Source organism: Fusobacteria bacterium ZRK30 (genome assembly GCA_024628785.1).
Taxonomy (GTDB): domain Bacteria; phylum Fusobacteriota; class Fusobacteriia; order Fusobacteriales; family Fusobacteriaceae; genus Psychrilyobacter.
In genome coordinates this window covers 2,216,817-2,235,997 of sequence record CP102405.1, presented here as the reverse complement: position 1 = coordinate 2,235,997, position 19,181 = coordinate 2,216,817, and the positions used below count along the sequence as shown (strand labels likewise).

20 protein-coding genes and 1 pseudogene are annotated in these 19,181 nt (G+C 32.7%); 12 read left to right on the top strand and 9 right to left on the bottom strand.

Going from position 1 to position 19,181, the window contains the following annotated elements:
- Positions 1–155: 155 nt before the first annotated feature.
- From rny to miaA, 5 genes are all read right to left on the bottom strand, one after another.
- Positions 156–1,721, bottom strand: coding sequence for a ribonuclease Y (gene rny, locus NRK67_15865; GenBank protein UUV18743.1), 1,566 nt, complete (start codon positions 1,719–1,721; stop codon positions 156–158).
- A 42-nt stretch (positions 1,722–1,763) separates the two neighbouring features.
- On the bottom strand, positions 1,764–2,108 hold the full coding sequence (locus NRK67_15860) for an STAS domain-containing protein (protein ID UUV18742.1): 345 nt from the start codon (positions 2,106–2,108) through the stop codon (positions 1,764–1,766).
- The gene (locus NRK67_15855) at positions 2,108–2,524 is read right to left on the bottom strand and encodes an ATP-binding protein (protein UUV18741.1); all 417 of its coding nucleotides are present in this window, start codon (positions 2,522–2,524) and stop codon (positions 2,108–2,110) included. The genes NRK67_15860 and NRK67_15855 overlap by 1 nt, the downstream gene beginning before the upstream one ends.
- Positions 2,511–3,029, bottom strand: a complete 519-nt coding sequence (locus tag NRK67_15850; GenBank protein UUV18740.1) for a hypothetical protein — start codon at positions 3,027–3,029, stop codon at positions 2,511–2,513. The genes NRK67_15855 and NRK67_15850 overlap by 14 nt, the downstream gene beginning before the upstream one ends.
- Before the next feature lie 116 nt (positions 3,030–3,145).
- Positions 3,146–4,054, bottom strand: a complete 909-nt coding sequence (gene miaA / locus NRK67_15845; protein ID UUV18739.1) for a tRNA (adenosine(37)-N6)-dimethylallyltransferase MiaA — start codon at positions 4,052–4,054, stop codon at positions 3,146–3,148.
- A 515-nt stretch (positions 4,055–4,569) separates the two neighbouring features.
- On the opposite strand from miaA, the gene NRK67_15840 reads away from it, so the two are divergent.
- From NRK67_15840 to NRK67_15825, 4 genes are all read left to right on the top strand, one after another.
- A complete protein-coding gene (locus tag NRK67_15840) occupies positions 4,570–5,559 on the top strand; it encodes a hypothetical protein (protein ID UUV18738.1) in 990 nt (329 codons plus the stop codon).
- Between the two features lie 355 nt (positions 5,560–5,914).
- Positions 5,915–6,148 (top strand): hypothetical protein, encoded by a 234-nt coding sequence (locus NRK67_15835; protein UUV18737.1) that lies wholly within the window; start codon positions 5,915–5,917, stop codon positions 6,146–6,148.
- A 349-nt stretch (positions 6,149–6,497) separates the two neighbouring features.
- Entirely contained in the window at positions 6,498–7,598 is a 1,101-nt protein-coding gene (locus NRK67_15830) for a hypothetical protein (protein UUV18736.1), read from the top strand.
- A gap of 146 nt (positions 7,599–7,744) precedes the next feature.
- The gene (locus NRK67_15825; protein UUV18735.1) at positions 7,745–7,972 is read left to right on the top strand and encodes a hypothetical protein; all 228 of its coding nucleotides are present in this window, start codon (positions 7,745–7,747) and stop codon (positions 7,970–7,972) included.
- 96 nt (positions 7,973–8,068) lie between these two features.
- Here NRK67_15825 and obgE read toward each other — a convergent pair whose 3' ends face one another.
- The 4 genes from obgE to rplU form a co-directional block, all read right to left on the bottom strand.
- Positions 8,069–9,352 (bottom strand): GTPase ObgE, encoded by a 1,284-nt coding sequence (obgE, locus tag NRK67_15820; protein UUV18734.1) that lies wholly within the window; start codon positions 9,350–9,352, stop codon positions 8,069–8,071.
- Between the two features lie 163 nt (positions 9,353–9,515).
- Positions 9,516–9,809 carry a 50S ribosomal protein L27 gene (gene rpmA / locus NRK67_15815; protein UUV18733.1) on the bottom strand — a complete coding sequence of 98 codons (294 nt, stop codon included), beginning with the start codon at positions 9,807–9,809 and terminating at the stop codon, positions 9,516–9,518.
- The gene (locus NRK67_15810) at positions 9,809–10,198 is read right to left on the bottom strand and encodes a ribosomal-processing cysteine protease Prp (protein UUV18732.1); all 390 of its coding nucleotides are present in this window, start codon (positions 10,196–10,198) and stop codon (positions 9,809–9,811) included. Before NRK67_15810 ends, rpmA begins: the two co-directional genes overlap by 1 nt.
- A complete protein-coding gene (rplU, locus tag NRK67_15805; GenBank protein ID UUV18731.1) occupies positions 10,198–10,509 on the bottom strand; it encodes a 50S ribosomal protein L21 in 312 nt (103 codons plus the stop codon). The genes NRK67_15810 and rplU overlap by 1 nt, the downstream gene beginning before the upstream one ends.
- Positions 10,510–10,931: 422 nt before the next feature.
- On the opposite strand from rplU, the gene NRK67_15800 reads away from it, so the two are divergent.
- The 8 genes and pseudogenes from NRK67_15800 to NRK67_15765 all read left to right on the top strand — a co-directional run bounded on the left by NRK67_15800 (position 10,932) and on the right by NRK67_15765 (position 19,180).
- Positions 10,932–11,180, top strand: a complete 249-nt coding sequence (locus tag NRK67_15800; GenBank protein ID UUV18730.1) for a (2Fe-2S) ferredoxin domain-containing protein — start codon at positions 10,932–10,934, stop codon at positions 11,178–11,180.
- Positions 11,177–12,883: a PAS domain S-box protein gene (locus tag NRK67_15795; GenBank protein UUV18729.1), complete on the top strand. Its 1,707-nt coding sequence runs from the start codon at positions 11,177–11,179 to the stop codon at positions 12,881–12,883. Before NRK67_15800 ends, NRK67_15795 begins: the two co-directional genes overlap by 4 nt.
- Positions 12,883–14,034: a serine/threonine-protein phosphatase gene (locus tag NRK67_15790; protein UUV18728.1), complete on the top strand. Its 1,152-nt coding sequence runs from the start codon at positions 12,883–12,885 to the stop codon at positions 14,032–14,034. The genes NRK67_15795 and NRK67_15790 overlap by 1 nt, the downstream gene beginning before the upstream one ends.
- Positions 14,035–14,291: 257 nt before the next feature.
- A complete protein-coding gene (locus NRK67_15785; GenBank protein ID UUV18727.1) occupies positions 14,292–15,200 on the top strand; it encodes a DUF1385 domain-containing protein in 909 nt (302 codons plus the stop codon).
- A gap of 161 nt (positions 15,201–15,361) precedes the next feature.
- Positions 15,362–16,684 (top strand): methylenetetrahydrofolate--tRNA-(uracil(54)-C(5))-methyltransferase (FADH(2)-oxidizing) TrmFO, encoded by a 1,323-nt coding sequence (gene trmFO, locus NRK67_15780; GenBank protein ID UUV18726.1) that lies wholly within the window; start codon positions 15,362–15,364, stop codon positions 16,682–16,684.
- A gap of 334 nt (positions 16,685–17,018) precedes the next feature.
- Entirely contained in the window at positions 17,019–17,885 is an 867-nt protein-coding gene (locus NRK67_15775) for a tyrosine-type recombinase/integrase (GenBank protein UUV18725.1), read from the top strand.
- A 334-nt stretch (positions 17,886–18,219) separates the two neighbouring features.
- A complete protein-coding gene (hslV, locus tag NRK67_15770; protein ID UUV18724.1) occupies positions 18,220–18,753 on the top strand; it encodes an ATP-dependent protease subunit HslV in 534 nt (177 codons plus the stop codon).
- A 56-nt stretch (positions 18,754–18,809) separates the two neighbouring features.
- Positions 18,810–19,180, top strand: a pseudogene (locus tag NRK67_15765) (GxxExxY protein).
- The last annotated feature ends 1 nt before the right edge of the window (position 19,181 follow it).

The following is a 19,181-nucleotide window of genomic DNA, read 5'->3' as shown; positions in this document are numbered from 1 at the left end:
TTTGCTTTACAATGTATAATTATATCATATTTTCAATAAAATTTATACTGTAATTCTACCATAAAAAATGAGCCGATAAGATCAGCTCATTTTTTGTATTTTAAAAGTTTTCTCAACTCTCTTTATGTACAACTGTTTTTGCAGCTGAAGGAGAATTATTTTGCATACTCTACAGATCTAGTCTCTCTGACTACAGTTACTTTGATCTGACCAGGATACTGCATAGTTTCTTCTATTTTTTTAGCTATATCACGAGATAAGATAGTTGTCTTATCGTCACTTATGATTTCAGGGTTTATGATGATTCTCATCTCTCTACCAGCTTGGATAGCATAAGATGAATCTACACCCTCAAAAGAGCTCGCAATAGCTTCTAGTTCTTCTAATCTTTTGATATATGTATTTAATGTCTCACGTCTTGCTCCAGGTCTAGATGCTGATATAGCATCTGCTGCTTGAACTAAAACAGATTCGATACATTTGAATTCAACTTCATGATGATGTGATTCTGCACCATTGGCTACCAGGTCTTTTTCACCGAATTTTCTTAAAAATTCCGCTCCTAATAGTCCATGAGAAGTTTCAGTTTCATGAGTTAATACCTTACCAATATCATGGAATAAACCAGATCTTTTAGCTAATTTTACATCTGCTCCGATTTCGGCAGCTAATGTAGCAGCCAGGTGACCTACTTCTATAGCATGAGTTAAAACATTTTGTCCATAACTGGTTCTGAACTTCAGGCTACCTAATACTTTAGTTACTTCAGGATGAACTCCTGTAATACCAAGTTCAAATAGTGCATGTTCTCCAGCTTCACGGATTCCTTTATCCACTTCTTTAGTTGCTTTTTTAATAGCTTCTTCAATCTTTGTAGGATGGATTCTTCCATCATTTACTAATTTTTCCAGAGCACTTCTAGCTATCTCTCTTTTAACACCATCAAAACATGATAAAACTACAGCTTCCGGGGTGTCGTCGATGATTACATCTACTCCAGTTAAAGATTCAATAGTTCTGATATTTCTACCTTCACGTCCTATGATTCTACCTTTCATCTCATCGTTTGGTAGCTGCACTACAGATACAGTAGCATCGGAGACGAATTCTGCTGAAGCTTTTCCAATAGCAGTAGATAGTATTCTTTGAGTCATTCTATCTTTTTCTTCCTCTAATTTATGTTCAAAACTTCTGATCATAACAGCTGAGTCATGAGTAAGATCGTCTTTTAATTTATCTAATAAGATGTTTTTTGCATCCTCTTTAGATAATTCAGAGATTTTCTCTAATTCCAACTCTTGTTTTTGTTTTAATTCTTCGATCTCATTTTCTTTAAGGTTTAACTTTTTTTCATAATTATTTACTTCTACAGTTTTTGCTTCAATTCTGTCTAACTTACTGTCTAAAGATTCCTCTCTTTTAATAAGTCTGTTTTCCTTTTGATTTATTTCATTTTTAGCTAATTTAACTTCTTTTTCAGCATCTTCTTTAATCTTATATGCTGTTTCTTTAGCTTTTATAGTTATCTCTTTAGCCTTTGATTCAGCATCAAAGGTAGCTCTTCTCTCGATTTTTTCAGCTTTAATTTTTGCTTGCTCAACGCTGTTCTCAAGGTTGTTTAGATCTTCGATTTTTTTATCTACAACAGATTTTTTATAGAGTACAGAGGAAAAAATTCCTGCTGCAACTATAACTGCTGCTATCATAATAATTGTATTCATATTTTAAATCCCCTTTTAAAAAATAATGTTTTGGGATATTGATTAAAATTTAGCTAAAGCTTCTTCTTCAGTAGCGCAAATTTCAAATATCTCATCTAACCCAACCATTTCAAAAATTGTTTTGATATGATCATTTAAGTTTGATAGCTTTATATCACCATCATGTCCCTTAACTTCTCTTAATTTTCCTCTTAAAATTCCCATAGCCAAACTGTTAATGTGACTTAATTCTTCACAATTAATTATAAAGTTATAAGTTTCATTTTCAACTAACTTAGCCAGTCTCTCCTTTAACTTAGGAGCTACCATAGCATCAAGTTCACCTGTGATTTTAATTACCTTTATTCCATTAATGTCCTTTTCGATTAATTCAAAATTAGAGTTCATTATTTTGTTTCCTCCTCAACTTCTTTTAATATTTCAAACTTCGTTCCAACTTTCTTAGGTTTAATCTCTAGATTGTCTACAAGACCCCTAACTATATTTAATCCCATGCCCCCTTCAGACTTACTTTCTTTTAATCTGTTGAATCCAGCTCCAAAATCTTCTACAGTAATTTTTACGAAGTTGCCTTCCTTTATCATAAAGAAAGAGATCTCTCCATTATGATAGTTGTATCCATGTTCGATTGCATTGGTTGCCAGTTCATCTATAACAGTCAGAAGTCTAAGAATATCTTTTTTAGATACAGATTCTGCAATTAAATATGTTTTTACAAGGGCTCTGATTAAAGAAAGATTTTTTAAAGAAGATGGAACAATTATTTTGATTCCTTCGCCTTGCAATATTTCACCCTCTTTCATTAAAGTCTATTATTTTCCATTGTCCATCTTTAAAATTAAATACAATATCTAAATAGAGGCTTTCGTCGTAAAAATTAATAAGAGCTAAAATTTCAGCATGGTTTTCATTGAATTTCGGGTCTGTGGTATATATGTTTCCGCTACTCAAATCCAGCTTTTTTAGTTCATTTAATTTTATTTTATTTTTTATTCCCCTGTCAGTGTATTGTTCAATGATAAAGACCTGATTTTTGGAAAAAGCCGTCTTTAATACGTTTATTAGTTTTTTGAGGTCCTTAACCCCTTTCTCTCTTTCCGATATTAAATTTTCATATTTATCTAATTTTTTAGGATCTAGAGTTGTACTCATTTGAGAAAATAAGCCCTTAGCTTCATCTAACTCCCAGTTATTAATTTTTTGCTCTAATAACTGCTCTTGTGGAGATTCTGAACTATTTTTTAAAGGCGTATTTGTACACCCTAGCAGAAGCAGTAAAATCAGAGTTAAACTTAATTTTTTTAGCATCTTCTCCTCCTATAATATCATCATTACAATGATAGCACACTAAAAATAAAATATCAACCAACTAGTGTGGTTTATAACCTTTTTTCATATGTTTTTTACCAATGTCAGTTATTTTTTTAAATTAATTTTAGAATCTCTTCCAAAATTTCCTCTTCGCTCATTTTTTCCACATCAAACCAGACAACATCCGGGTCATTTTTAAACCATGTAAACTGCCTTTTGGCATATCGACGGGAATTTTGCTTTATTTGAAAAACGGCTTCTTCAAAAGTTATCTCACCTTTAAAATAATCTATAATTTCACTGTATCCTATGACATTGATCTTTCTCAGATTTTCTCCATATATAGTATAGAGTTTCTTAACCTCTTCGATGAGTCCTCCCTGAACCATAAGATCAACCCTCAAGTTTATTCTTTCATATAGATTGTTTCTGTCTCTTTCTAAACCTATCTTAATAAAATCAAAGTTATTTCTTTTGATATTTCTTTTACTGATGACAGAAAATTTTTCTCCTGTAAGGTGAAAAATTTCTACAGCTCGTCCTACTCTACGTTTGTTATTGGGATGGATATCTTTGGCTGCACAGGGGTCGATTCTTTCTAACTCTTCATATAGTTCCTCAGCACTTTTACGGTCTAATTGCTCCCTAAGTAAAGGCTCTGACTGAGGCAGTTCTGCCAAACCATTAGTTACAGAGTTTATATACAAGCCTGTTCCTCCGACCAGTATAGGTGTTTTTTTCTCATTTTCAAAAGTTTCCAGGATCATATTTACTCTTCTTTGAAACTCTCCTACATTATATTTATTTATAGGTTCTACTATGTCAATCATATGATGAAATATTCCCTGTGCTTCCTCTGAATCGACCTTTGCTGTACCTATATCCATTCCAGTATACACCTGAGCTGAATCAGCTGAGATTATCTCTGTATTTAATTTTTTTGCTAACTTTATAGATAAACTTGTTTTTCCTACAGCAGTAGGACCCAAGATAACAATACCTTTCATAAACAATACCTCCATTTTTTCTTAAATTATACCATATAACTGGTGTAGATTTACACTGAGGAGGTTTTGAGAAAATGAAAGTCATCTAAATAGATTGATTTCTTTATATAATTCGTCCTTTAGTTTTCATTATAATGTATGGTTTTTCATAGTAATGCATATTATGATAAATTTTGTGTTATCGTTTAAGATCAAGTTATAAAATTTATTAGATTAATACTTTTTAATCTTACTTTATGTTCGGAAATTAAAAAAAACACAGAGAATTGGAACAAAATTATTCAGAATTCTGATATTAATAATTATTAATTCTTAATTTTAAGTTTTTTTTGATCCTCCTTTTGATTATTTTTTCTAAAGTTATATTAGAACATTAATTCTCTTTTAATCTGTTGGTATTAAAAGGCTATTGACTATTGGAGGTTACTAACCTAAACTGATAGTAAGAAATTACTGGGAACACCGGTTATTCTGAAAAACTAGGGAAGAAGTTTTAAAACAAATTTTGATTTATTTTAGGGAGGAAATTCATGAACAAGAAAATATTATTACTAGCAGGAATCTTAGCATTAGGAGCTACAACATTTGCAGCAGAAGGAACAAGAGACTTATTAGATACATTTAAAGATGTAATAGCACCAAAGGAAGATATCACAGGTTACTGGAATCAAGGATTTAAAGCCTATACCGACACTGAAGCTAAAGATGATAGACAAATGAGATTACAAAATGAAATCGGGTTAAACTTAACAGATAAAGTATCTGTGGCTTTAAGAACGAGAACATATATGGACTATCCAGGAAAAGCTCAAAAATCAGATGACAACTTCAGATTTGATATGACTTACAACAATGGTAAAATTGGTGATACAGAATTAGGATTAAGCCAAAGGGTAAGAATGTATAAGGCAGGATCTAATGCAGGAATTTATTCATACAGACCAGTTGTTGACTTTTCAAGCTATATAGGTGCAGACTATGCAGATGCAAGTTTAGAATTTACACATGTAAGAAACACTTCAGGAAGAACAGTGAATGAAACACAAAATGATATAAAAGCTGATTACGCATACTCTACAGATGGAACAAGATATAGTGATGATGTTCAAAAAATATTATATGATATAGATATGGGATGGACTTTAGGATATGGTTTCTCTACAGAGATAGAATTTTTAGGATCTATAACTACTTCTACAGGTAAAGCTACAGAGTCAGCATTATACACTGCTTTATTCTATGACTATAACTTATATACATCAGCTGATGAAGCTACTACATTAGCTTTCCATACAGAAGCGAGTATAACACCTGTTAAGTTTAACCATGAAGACAATGAATTACACAGTGATTCAACTCTAGTAAATACAGAGACATACATAGAATTAAACCATGAGTGGACAAATAACTTCAGTACATATGGTACAGTTGGTTTATTAACAGAGGATGATTTCAAAACTCATACATCTAACGTTGGAGCACAAGGTTATGTAGCTGTAGGACTTTCATACGCAATGTAATTTCATAAACTATAGTGAATATTTTTTAAGAAAAATACAAATTGTAATGAAAATTCAAAAAAATGAAAATTTAAAATACAAATTATAATTGGAGGGATTGAGTAGTCAATCCCTCCAATAAAGTTTAAAATTTTACTATTATTTAAAATAAAATTAAGATTAAAGGTTGAAATAATTTTATTAAATTAACTTCTTTTAAGACAGCAGACATTATTTTTTTAGTAGATATGTGTTATATTTTAAATAAGAGTGAAGTTTTTGACATATTTAATAGATCTCCTAATCTACATTTAAAAATAATTTATTAATAAAAAATTATTTTTAATAATCGTAGTCGTATAATGGAGGGGATATTATGAAAAAAATAAAATTTTTAATGATATTATTAATATCATTAATTTTTATAAGTTGTGGCAATTTAGAGCCATATAAAAAGATTGTTTCAGTAGAAGATAAAAAAACAGAGAATATAAGGATTACTACCTATGAAGATGGATCAACTAAGGTAGAAAATTTAGGTTTTATAAAGTTGCAAGAAAGACAGGAACGGGAAGAAAGAAAAAGTGACAGGCGAGAAAGAGGGCTTTAAAACTAGATAGGTAGAAGGTTAAAGACTTCACTCTTTAGATTCTATATCCACAATGGTGTTTAAGACTAAAAAAAATATAAGAATTATAACAAATAGATAAGAACCTCTAACATTAAAGATTATTAATTTTTAATGTTAGAGGTTTTTTATTTGCTATCTTTTATTATTTATGCTGAATAGATAATAGAATATTAATTCTCTTTTAATGATAGTTAAAATTGTGACTATTGACTATTAATAATTACTAAACTACACTGATACCAGGATAAACAGAAACATTTTCAACCAGAAAGAATTTAAAGGAAACATTAAGAAAACAAATTTGAAATTATTTTAGGAGGAAAAAAACATGAATAAAAAATTATTATTACTAGCAGGAATCCTAGCTTTAGGAGCTACAACATTTGCAGCACATACTCCAGCAGGAGAAGAAGCGGTTTTAACGGCTGAAAAGGCTGCTGAAATTAGTACTATTACTAGTAGCAGTACTATTGAGGGATTAGTAATAGGTAGACAAGAAGGAGAAAATGGATTCAGCGGTTCTTATGCTGGTGAAGTTTTAGTAGGAATGCAACAAGGTCCTGGAAGATCTGCTAAAGCAACAAATGGTAATTATAAAATTAGTGATCTTAATTATGTTACAACTACTTTGGGTAAAGGTAAATTGAATATGGGTAAATTAGGATTTATCTATGATGTTGATAGAGATACTAACTTTGATAAAAATTGGAATAAAACTAATGAAGGTTGGGATACTAGTTTTGGATTAGACTATCAAGGTGGAACATTTGATATGATGGGTAAAGAGTGGACATTCGTACCTGGAATTTCATATGGTTATGATACTGCTGAAAACTTTACTTCTAAACATGTTGATCATGGTACAGCAAAAGAAAAAGGTGATTATGAGAAAAAAAGATTAACTACAATAACAGCAAAAATATCAACAACATATTATGGATTTGCAACGGACTATGTAGCTAATGTTGGATACGATGATGTCGAGGGAACAGTTGCGTCACAATTTATTTTTTCAAACTTTAGAAAATTAAATGATTCTTGGACAACTTATGGAGATGTTTATTTAGATGTTGCTGGAACTAAAAATGATAAAGTAAAAAAAGGAACAGATACATACTCAAATGATTTATTTGAAGGATCGATAGATGAAGATAATAAATACGATGTAACAATTTATCAAACGTTAGGTTATGAAAAAGAAATTGCAAAGAATTTATACTTTATAAATGAAATTGGAATAGAATTTTATTCAGTATTAAGTAGTGAAGGAACGGGAGATATATTTGTACTTCCTGAATTACAATATAGAGCTAAAGTTAGTTCGTTTGATGTAGTTCCTTATGTTAACTACGCTGCATATTCTGCAAATGTAGATGATGAGTCAAGAAATGAATTAAATTTAGGTGTTAGATTCGGTACGAAATTCTAATTTAAAGATAAGAAAAAATATATTTATATAATATAATTAAGAGGGATTGAGCGATCAATCCCTTTTTAGTGAAGTTTTTGACCCTGAAAAATCTCCTGATCTACATTAATTTTTTTAATAGTTGTAGTAAATGAGGAGGTTATATTATGAAAGTATTTAAATATCTAATGTTGTTATTAATATCTATAATTTTTATCGGATGCAGTAACTTTCAGCCTGCTAAAAAAGTTGTTTCTATAGAATATAAAGAAAATAATAAAATTATGGTTACCACCTATGAGGATGGCTCTACCAAGGTTGAAAATGTTGACTTTTTAAGGTATCAGAGAGAACAGGAAAAAAGGAGAGATGACAGAAGAGATAGAGAAAGATAGTTGTTCAGGGTTGAAAACTTCATTAAAGAGGAAAAAAGATCTGAGAAATTTTCTCAGATCTTTTTAATTTTTCAACTATAAACTTATTATTTATCCTTAAACAATATAGTCAAATTCTACATTTTCAATTCTTACAGTATCCCATTCTTCGATACCAGCTTTGATTAACTGATTCTCCAATCCTAAGTTTTTAAGAACGTGTACGAAACTTACAATAGCTTCATCGTCATTAAAGACATAGGTATTAAGTACATTTTCAACGATTTTACCGGTAACGACGAAGACACCCTCTTCATCTATTTCTACATGCCAGTCAGGTTTTTCGTCTTCGATAGCTTTTAAAATATCTAATACGTCTGTTTCTTCTTCTAATTCTTCTCTAGGAATTTCCTCTAATAATGACCAAGTTCTGTTTACAACTTCCTTTAGTCCATCATTAAGAATTACAGATATAGGGAATACTTCGATCCCTTTTGCTGCCATATATATTTTGAATTTTTCATAGTTTTCCATATCATATAATAAATCCATCTTGTTAGCTAAAACTATTTGTTTTTTTCCTGCAAGTCTTTTACTGAATTTTTCCAATTCGTTGTTGATCTTCTCAAAGTCTTCCTCTGGAGTTCTACCTTCCATACCAGATACATCTACTACATGGTAGATCATCTTACATCTTTCGATATGCTTTAGGAACTTATCTCCTAGTCCAACACCTTCATGGGCTCCTTCGATAAGTCCAGGGATATCAGCCATTAGGAATGATCTGTTATCTCCTACTCTTACAACACCTAATTTAGGAGCCAGAGTAGTAAAGTGATAGTTTGCAACCTTTGATTTAGCAGCTGAAACTTTATTGATAAAGCTTGATTTACCTACACTTGGGTATCCAACTAAGGCTACATCAGCTAATAATTTTAATTCTAATCTTACTCTAAGTTCCTTACCTTTACGACCTTTACCGGCCATCTTAGGAGCTCTTCTTACTGCATTTTTAAAGTGGATGTTTCCTCCTCCACCTTTTCCACCTTGGAATAAAACTCTTTCTTCACCATTTTCATTTAGGTCAAGTAATAGAGCTCCACTTTCAAAGTCTCTTACCATGGTACCTACAGGTACTCTGATGATCAGGTCAGCTCCTGTTTTACCATGCATTCTTTTTTTTGCACCATTGGTACCACTCTCTGCAACAAATGCTCTTTTATATCTGAAATCTACTAAGGTGTTGATGTTGTTGTCAGCGACGAATACGATACTTCCACCGTTTCCACCGTCTCCACCATCGGGACCACCAAATTGTACATATTTTTCCCTTCTGAATGTTGCTGCACCATCTCCACCTTTACCGGCTTTGACGGTGATTATCGCCTCATCTATAAACATAAATATTTTTCCTCCTATTGTTAACACGATTGAAAATTGAAAGTTGAAAATTAAAATTTTTATATTTTGGTCTTCCACTTTCAATTTTCAATTTTTATCTGCTTGTGAATTTTACCTATATAATAAATAAATCCCAGCAAATGCTGGGATTTATCTGAAAAGCTTATACTAAACTTTTTCTTTCAGAGTAGATAGAAACTTGTTTCTTAGTTTTACCTAATCTTTCAAATTTAACATATCCATCAACTAAAGCAAATAAAGTATGATCTTTACCTTGCCCCATGTTAGTTCCAGCATGGAATTTGTTTCCTCTTTGTCTAACAACGATGTTTCCAGCTACTACTTTCTCACCATCATATTTTTTAACACCTAAGTAATTAGGATTAGAGTCTCTTCCGTTCTTTACAGAACCTTGTCCTTTTTTCTTAGCAAATAGTTGTAATTCAATTCTAAACATTAATTAGCCTCCTCTTCGAAAATCTTCATATATTTGGGATATTGCTCTTTTAGTTGGTCTAGCATTACTACCATACTTCCTAATATTGCATTTATTTCCCTTTTGTTTTTTAAAACAATTTGATTATAACTATGAATAGTCATATCCAATTTTTCCAACTTCTCTTCATCTGGAGTTTTAAGATCTAGTCTTAAGAATCCTGTTTCATTATTAGTTGAATAAGTAGCAGGGATATTTAGATATTCTAGAATACCGGCTGCTCCTTGTTGTAAAATCATACTAATCGCGGCACACAAGATATCGCTACCATGTTCATCATATTCAGCATGATTCCATCCATAAAATTCTACAATTTCTTCATCCTGTCTAATGAGAGTGATCTCTGTCATTATCCTTTGATAGAAGTAATTTTGATTTCAGTGAATGATTGTCTGTGACCTTTTCTTCTATGAGTTGACTTTTTAGGTTTGTATTTGAAGTTAATAACTTTTTTAGCTCTACCTTGTGATAATACTTCTACTAACACTTTTGCACCTTCTACTACAGGAGTTCCTACTTTCATTTCTCCGTTGTTAGATACTAATAAAACTTCTGTCATTTCAACAGTTTCGTTAACTTCAGCATTTAATTTCTCTACTCTTAATATTTCACCTTCTGCAACTTTGTACTGTTTTCCTCCAGTTTTGATTACTGCGTACATTGTAACACCTCCATAAATTTAATCGCCAGGCACAGGTTGCTGATAACCCCACCTACGCGTAACTAGATCATAATATCATATCTATCATAATATGTCAATCGCTTTTTTGACATCTAAGCAAAGTCAAAAAGTCTCTCTAGTGATTCAGAAATTAGTTTAGGGGAATCTGTTAAAGCATTTGAAATAAAAGTTTTAAATGTTGATAAAATCACCTAAAAATACAGTGGAATTAATCGTCAGATATCTCCCTTTAAAATTGTGAAATAACTATAATAATATGGTATATTATTATTAAAAGATAATTAAAAAAATTAGGAATTAATATTAAGAAAATAGGAAAAATTATTACTGTTGAGATATGTAATTTGTGAGGAAATTTTTTAGTATTTTATAGATGATTGAAATCCATTGAGGAGGAAAAGATGATTTTAAAGGTTTGTGTAGGAAGTGCCTGTCATATAAAGGGTTCTTATGATGTTATAAAAATAATCACAAAAATTATAGAGGAAGAGGGACTGGAAAAAGAGGTAGAGCTAAAAGCTTGTTTTTGTTTAAATAATTGTACAGAGGGAGTTTCTGTTATTGTAGATGGGGAAGAAAAAATCTATTCATTTTCTAAAGAAAATTCAGAGAAGAAATTTAAAGATATCATAAAGGAGAGAGTGTTATGAAGATAATGAATTTTTCAGAAGCAAATTGTAGTAATTGTTATAAATGTGTTCGAACATGCCGGGTAAAAGCCATAAAGATAGAGGATGATCAGGCTCACATAGTTTCAGATCATTGTATTGTCTGCGGCCATTGTTTTTCCAGCTGTCCTCAAAATGCCAGGAATATCCATTCGGATCTCGATTTTGTGAAAAAAATACTTAAGAGTGGAGAGGAAGTAAATATCTCTATAGCTCCATCTTTCAGGGGGTTTTATGAAAAATCCAATGAATTTATATGGGGATTGAAAAAATTAGGATTTAATCTTATAGAGGAAACAGCAGTAGGAGCAGATATCACCTCAAAATTATATGAAAAATATATATCGACTACAGATCAAGGGATCTATATAACTACCTGCTGCCCGTCGGTAGTTCTCCTGATAGAAAAATATTATCCTGCATTGATACCATATTTAATGCCCTTTACATCTCCTATGATCTCCCATGGGTATCTGTTAAAAAAAGAGAATCCAAAGGAAAAAACAGTTTTTCTGGGACCCTGTATAGCTAAGAAGTGTGAGTCATTGTCTGAAAAACACACAGGAGCCATAGATGCAGTTTTAACTTTTGATGAGGTATCCCAGTGGTTAAAAGATGAGGGAATAGATTATCAAAATCAGGAATCCATAGAAGTAGACAGATTTGGAAGTAATTTCGGGAGCAGCTATCCTGTTGTAGGGGGGATCTTAGAAGGGATAAGAGAGAGTATCGAGGAGAAGGGAATGACCCAATTAAGGGTAGATGGATTAGACGAATGTATCGAACTTTTTGATGAATTATCCAGAGGAACTATTACAGGAACCTGTGTAGAAGTAAGTGTCTGTAAACAAAGTTGTCTTGGAGGGCCGGGGGGATCAAATGCTTCTTCAACTACTTTTTCCAGAGTACAGACCTTAAAAAAATATTTAAATGAAAATGATAAAAAAGCAGAAAAGAACGATCATATCTGTGAGATAGATTTTAGTGCCAGTTTCCACAATAAAAAATTTGAGGAAAAGATGCCTACTGAGGAAGAAATTATAGAAATTTTAGGAACTTTGGAAAAATATAGTAAGGAAGATGAATTGAACTGCGGCGGATGTGGGTATGATACCTGCCGTCAAAAAGCTATATCTATATATAGGGGGATGTCTCACAAGGAGATGTGTATCCACTATATGAAAAAATGTGCTGATAAGGTTACCAATGAAATATTTGAAAATTCCCCTAACGCTATCCTTATATTAAACAATGAATATGAGATAATAGAGAGTAATATGGCTTTCAGCAGGTATTTTGGGATATCCCCAAAAGAAGTTAAGGAGAGATCTATAGAGGAGTTTATATCCAAAGGGAAATTAGATAAGGTATCCTCGGAAGGGGAAAATATTATCTGGAAAAAACAATCATTTCTGAACGGGGAACTCTATATGAGAATGAGTATTATATCTATGAATTCTAAAGAAGGGATATTAATAGTGCTTACTGACATAACCAGTGACGAGTTGAGGAAGGAAGAGATAAGAGGTTTGAAAGAAAAAACTTTTGAGATAACCCAGACAGTAGTGGAAAAACAAATGAGGATAGCTCAGGAGATAGCTAGTTTATTGGGAGAAACAACAGCAGAATCCAAGGTGGCCTTCAACAAATTGAAGGATGTATTCAACAAAGAGGAGAGTCTTTAATGGAATATTATATTGATGCTTCATATAAAAGTATAAATAAATTTGGTGAGGAACTCTGTGGAGATAAGGTGGAAACTGTAAAAACAGAGGATGGGTGTCTTTTAGTGCTTTCTGACGGTCTTGGAAGTGGGGTTAAGGCAAATATCTTGGCTACTCTGACTTCAAAGATAGCTATTACCATGTTAAAGGGCGGTTCTAGTATAGAGGAAACTCTGGAAACGATAATAAATACCCTCCCTGAGTGTAAGGTGAGAAAACTTGCTTATTCTACCTTTACAATTATAAAGTTAAATAATAATGGGGACTGTTATATGGTCGAATACGAAAACCCTCCTACATTTTTTTATAGAGACGGCTGTGATATGTCTATAGATAGAAAGGAAAGAATCATAAAGGGAAAAACGATTTTTGAGAGTCATTTCAAATTTTGTCCCGATGATTTATTGACTGTAGTCAGTGATGGAGCGGTTCATGCCGGGGTGGGCGAATACCTTAATTTAGGCTGGCAATGGGAAAATATAAATGATTTTTTGAGGGATATATCCCAGCAAAAATATGCAACGGATATAACTAATAGTTTGCTGGATGTCTGCAAAACCCTATATAATGATAAACCGGGAGATGATACAACAGTTTTATCGATTAAATTTCAGCCTGTAAAATATTTAAATCTATTTACAGGACCTCCTAAAAATATAGAAGATGATGAAAAATTTATAAAGAGGGTGGAGGAGTCTCAGGGAGTTGTAGTTCTCAGCGGGGGGACTACAGCTAATATAATATCTAAAGCTTGGGATGAAGAGGTTAAGATCGATCTGGATGGATATGAAAATAACCTGCCCCCAGTAGGTTATATGAGGGGAGTAGGTTTAGTGACAGAAGGATTGTTGACCCTCAATAAAACTGTGGAATATATAAAGGAATATATCTGTGAAGGGAAGGAAGTTACCAGCAATGATGGAGCAGGAATCTTGGGAAGATTGCTTTTATTTGATGCCAGTCACATAAAGATAGTGGCGGGGACTGCTGTGAATCCTGCCCATCAAAACCCAGATTTCCCCATAGATTTTAATATTAAATTAAAAGTCGTTACAGAACTAGAGGCCATCTTAAAAGACTTTGGAAAATCGGTTACCTTGGAATATGTGTAAAATTGAAAAAAAACTCCTTTCGTGATAAAATTGAATCTATTAATAATAGATGAAAATTAAAAGAGAAAACATAGAAAACTAGACACAGAGATACACAGAAGGAAAAAGAGAGAACACAGAGAAAAAACTCTGAGGACCTCTAAATCCGGTCTCAGTGAAACTCTGTGCCAAAAAAGTTTTATTTTGTGAAGGGGTGATTCATAAATTACTCTTATGATAAAAAATATGTAATACGGAACAGGAGGAATAATATAATTATGGATAGAAAAAAGATTTCGGTAGGTGGACAGGCTGTAATAGAGGGAGTCATGATGAAAGGGCCCAAAGCATTGGCTACAGCTGTGAGAAGACCCACAGGGGAAATAGTTTATAAAACAACAAAATTAAAACCATCTATGAATTTTTTGACTAAAATTCCATTTATCAGGGGAGGCGCTATCCTGTTTGAAACTCTAATTTTGGGAACCAAAGAATTGTCATTTTCTGCCAACGAAGCGGGAGAAGAGGAAGAAAAGTTAGGGGACAAGGAATTGATGATGACTGTAGTGGCAGCTCTGGCTTTAGGAGTAGGGCTATTTATGGTTTTACCTTCGATTTTGAGCAGTTTTATGTTTAAAGACAACAGGATGAATGCAAATATTTTTGAAGGAATACTCAGAATATTATTTTTTCTTGTATATATAAAGGCGATATCTTTTTCTAAGGAGATAAAGAGAGTATTTGAATATCATGGAGCTGAGCATAAATGTATCTATGCTTTTGAAAATGGTGAGGAGTTAGTCAAGGAAAGCGCGGTAAAGTACACGACTCTCCACCCTAGATGCGGGACTAGTTTTTTGCTTATAGTGATGCTGATAAGTATAATTGTATTTTCAAGTCTGGATTTCATGATCCCTCAGCCTGACAATATGTGGGTGAAGGTTGGGTTAAAAGCTGTCTTAAGAATTGTATTTATGCCGTTGGTGGCGGGGTTAGCCTATGAATTTCAAAAATATAGCAGTAAACATCTGGACAATCCCATGTATAAGATGATAGCAGTACCGGGGCTTAGTCTGCAAAAAATAACAACTAAAGAACCAGATTTAGAGCAATTAGAGGTAAGTATGGTAGCCTTAAGGGTAGCTCTGGGGATGGAAGTGGATAACGCAACAGAAGTATTTGAATAACAATTTATATAAGAGGAGGTTGCTGTAATGGCAATTTCTTCTTTTTTTGCAATTATATAGAAAAAACTTTTAAAAGTCCGATAAACTTAGTATAATGAAGAGTAAAAAATCATGAGAAACTGAAAAATAAAAGTGAAAGAGTATAAGGAGTGGAATATAATATGAAAAAGATAGAGGAAGTAATAGTAATAGGTGCAGGATTAGCAGGAAGTGAAGCAGCATATCAGCTTGCTAAAAGAGGGGTAAAGGTAAAATTATATGAGATGAGACCTGTAAAGAATACAGAGGTTCATACTGGAGATAAATTTGGAGAATTGGTTTGCAGTAACTCGTTGGGTTCAAATCTATTATCCAATGCATCTGGCTTAATGAAGGAAGAACTTCGTATGATGGGATCTCTTTTGGTAGAGATAGCAGATGAAACTCGTGTACCAGCAGGGCAGGCATTGGCAGTAGGCCGTGAAGAATTTGCCGAGATGGTAACGGCGAGGTTGGAAGCAGAGGAAAATATAGAGATAATCAGGGAGGAGTTAACAGAAATTCCAAAGGATAGATATGTAATTATAGCCAGTGGACCTCTGTCATCGACAGGAATAACGAATGAAATTTTAAAATTAACAAAGGGAACTAACCTGTATTTCTACGATGCAGTAGCTCCTATAGTAACTTTGGAATCGATAGATCAAGAGAAGGTTTACTACCAGTCTAGATACGACAAGGGAGACGGGGAATATATAAACTGTGGAATGACAAAGGAAGAATATGAAAACTTCTATCATGAACTGATAAATGCTGAAAGATCACCACTTAAAACTTTTGAGGAAGAAAAGGTTTTTGAAGCGTGTATGCCAGTGGAAAAAATGGCCAGCAGAGGTGAAAAGACACTGTTGTTCGGACCATTAAAACCAAAGGGATTGACAAATCCGCATAAAACAGAGAAAGATTATGCAGTAGTTCAGTTGAGACAGGATGATAAAGACGGGAAATTATATAATTTAGTAGGATTTCAAACTAATTTAAAGTGGGGAGAACAAAAGAGAGTGTTCCAAATGATTCCAGGATTGGAAAATGCTGATTTCATAAGATATGGTGTGATGCATAGAAATACCTTTATAGACTCTACAAAACTGTTAAACAAAGGTTTAAATTTAAAAACTAATGAAAAGATCTTTTTTGCCGGACAAATAACAGGAGGAGAGGGTTATGTAGCAGCTATGGCAACAGGGATGATGTCAGCTATAAACTTATACCACCATATGTTGGGAGAAGAGGAATTTGTGTTGGAAGACCTGACTTCTACAGGATCGATAATTAACTATATCACAGAGGAAGGAAAGAAAGAATTCCAGCCTATGGGACCGAACTTTGGAATTGTAAGAGCATTGGAAGGACCAAGAGTAAGGGATAAAAGGGACAGAAATACAGCCTTAGGAGAAAGATCGGTAGAGTATATGAAAGAAAAGATAAAGGAAATAAAATATTAAGGTAATTAATAATTTATCCACCAATTAATTCTAAAAAATGAATAAAAAGAGAAAGCCTTGGACACGGAGAGCACAGAGAAAAAAAGAGTGCACGGAGAAATCTCTATGGAACTCTAACTTTACCTCGATGAATCTCTGTGTTTCTAAAAAAATAGAACGCGAATGCTATCACAGACACAGAAAAAACTTTAATGGCCATAGATATTTGTTTTGGGTAAAAACTAAGAGAAAAGAATTATCAGCGTAGATTAGATGTTTTTAGTGTATCTCGAAGAGATTTGCGTTCTATGGGTAGGTTTAAAGTAAAACAGGATCAAAAGGGGGTGTTGTAATTTTGGAAAAACTGATAAAAGAATTTATCTACTATGAACAGTTTGGACAGCAAAAAAGTGAAAATACCATAAAATCCTATAAAAAAGATTTAGAACAATTTGTAGAATTTATTGTAGGACATGAACTCATTGAAAATATAGGTGAAGTAGAGGAGCTGAATTTAAGAGGTTTTATACTCTACTTAGGATCTATTAGTATAAGCAAGAGATCAATAAGCAGGAAGTTATCCACCTTGAGAACTTTTTTTAAATATTTAAAGGAAAATAAAGTTATAGATAAAAACCCAATAATACTTTTGAATAACCCATCCTTTGTAAATAAATTCCCGACTCTTTTAAAAAAAGATGAGTTAGAAAAACTGAGATCGGTGATCGATACCACTAAAACCAATGGAATTAGAGATAGGCTTATAATAGAGCTGCTGTATTCCAGCGGGATAAGAGCAGGGGAACTGCTCTCATTGGGAGAAAATATAGTGGATCTGGAAGAACGGGAGATAAAGATAGTTGGTAACAGCAGCCGGACTGTATTTTTTAGCCAGACGGCAGAGAGATTTTTAAAAGATTATTTAGCTGCAAAAAAAGAAAAATATGGTGAAAAATATAATCCTGATATCATTTTTGTAAATGGAAGCGGAACAAGATTAAGTGACAGGTCTCTCCGTAGGATTATAGATAGGTACGCCAAAAAAGCGATGCTGGAAAAGGAGATAAGTCCCCACACATTCAGACATACCTTTGGAGTGTATCTCCTGGAAAAAGGTATGAATATTCATTTTTTACAGGAACTTATGGGACATACCAGTCCGGAAAGCACAAGGATATATGAAGAACATATGATAGTAGTTCGAAGGGGAAAAAACAATTGAATAGAGAATAAAGAATAGAGGAAAGATAACAGAGAAAAACTTTAGTCGCAGATTACGCAGATAAATTCAGATTTAAACTAAGAAAAAAATAAAACCCTTGGACACGGAGATACACAGAGGAAAAACAGAGCTGCTCGGAGAAAACCTCTTTGAACTTCTCATCTGATACTCAGTGAATCTCTGTGTTCTCCAAAAATAAAAACTCCTGTGCTGTAGCAGTAAGAAATTAAAAATTAGTGATGATTGGTGTCGATTAGTGGCAAATTTTTTTAATTTGTGTAATTGGTGATAGAAAAGGTTAAAATGAAAAAATATTTTGGAAGGAGGAGTATAATTGAAATTTAGATCAACTACAATATTAGCGGTAAAAGATGGAGATAAGGTAGCTATTGCCGGAGACGGACAGGTAACTTTTGGAGATACCGTATTTAAAAATAAAGCAAAAAAAATAAGAAAATTTTATAACGATTCAATATTGGCAGGATTTGCAGGAGCAGCAGCAGATGCCTTTGCACTATTTGATAAATTCGAAAATAAATTGGATGAGTATGGCGGAAATCTAAAAAAAGCTTCAGTAGAATTGGCTAAGGAGTGGAGATCGGACAAGGCTTTGCGTGAACTCGATGCAATGCTGGTAGTGGCAGATAAAAAAAATCTTCTGATTTTATCGGGAACAGGAGATGTATTGGAAACAGATGATAATATTGCAGCTATCGGTTCTGGAGGAACTTATGCCTATTCAGCAGCCAAAGCCTTGAAAAGGCATACACAACTGGAGCCCCATGAAATAGTCTGTGAAAGTCTTCAAATAGCAGGGGAGATATGCATCTATACCAATACAAATATAAGTGTGGAAAAACTATATTAATTTATTTTGGATGCAGAGATTCATTGATGTAAGACTGGGCTACACGGAGGGTTGATATAGAATTAAATGAATTGAGCGGGAAAATAATTGGTGCTGGGATAGAAGTACATAGAAACTTAGGACCTGGGTTGTTAGAAAGTCATATGAAGAGTGTCTAAAATTTGAATTAGAAAATATAGGTCTAAAAGTTGAGTAACAAAAAGAATTTAATCTAGATTATAAAGGAATAACTATAAAAAAAGCTTATAAAACAGATTTAATAGTAAATAATAGAGTTATTGTGGAATTAAAATCAGTTGAAAAAATAAAAGAAATTCATGAAGCTCAATTGTTAACTTATTTAAAATTATTAGATAAAGAGCTTGGTTTATTGATAAATTTTAATGTTAAGATTAAAAAAAATAGGATAAAAAGGTTTAAAAATTAAT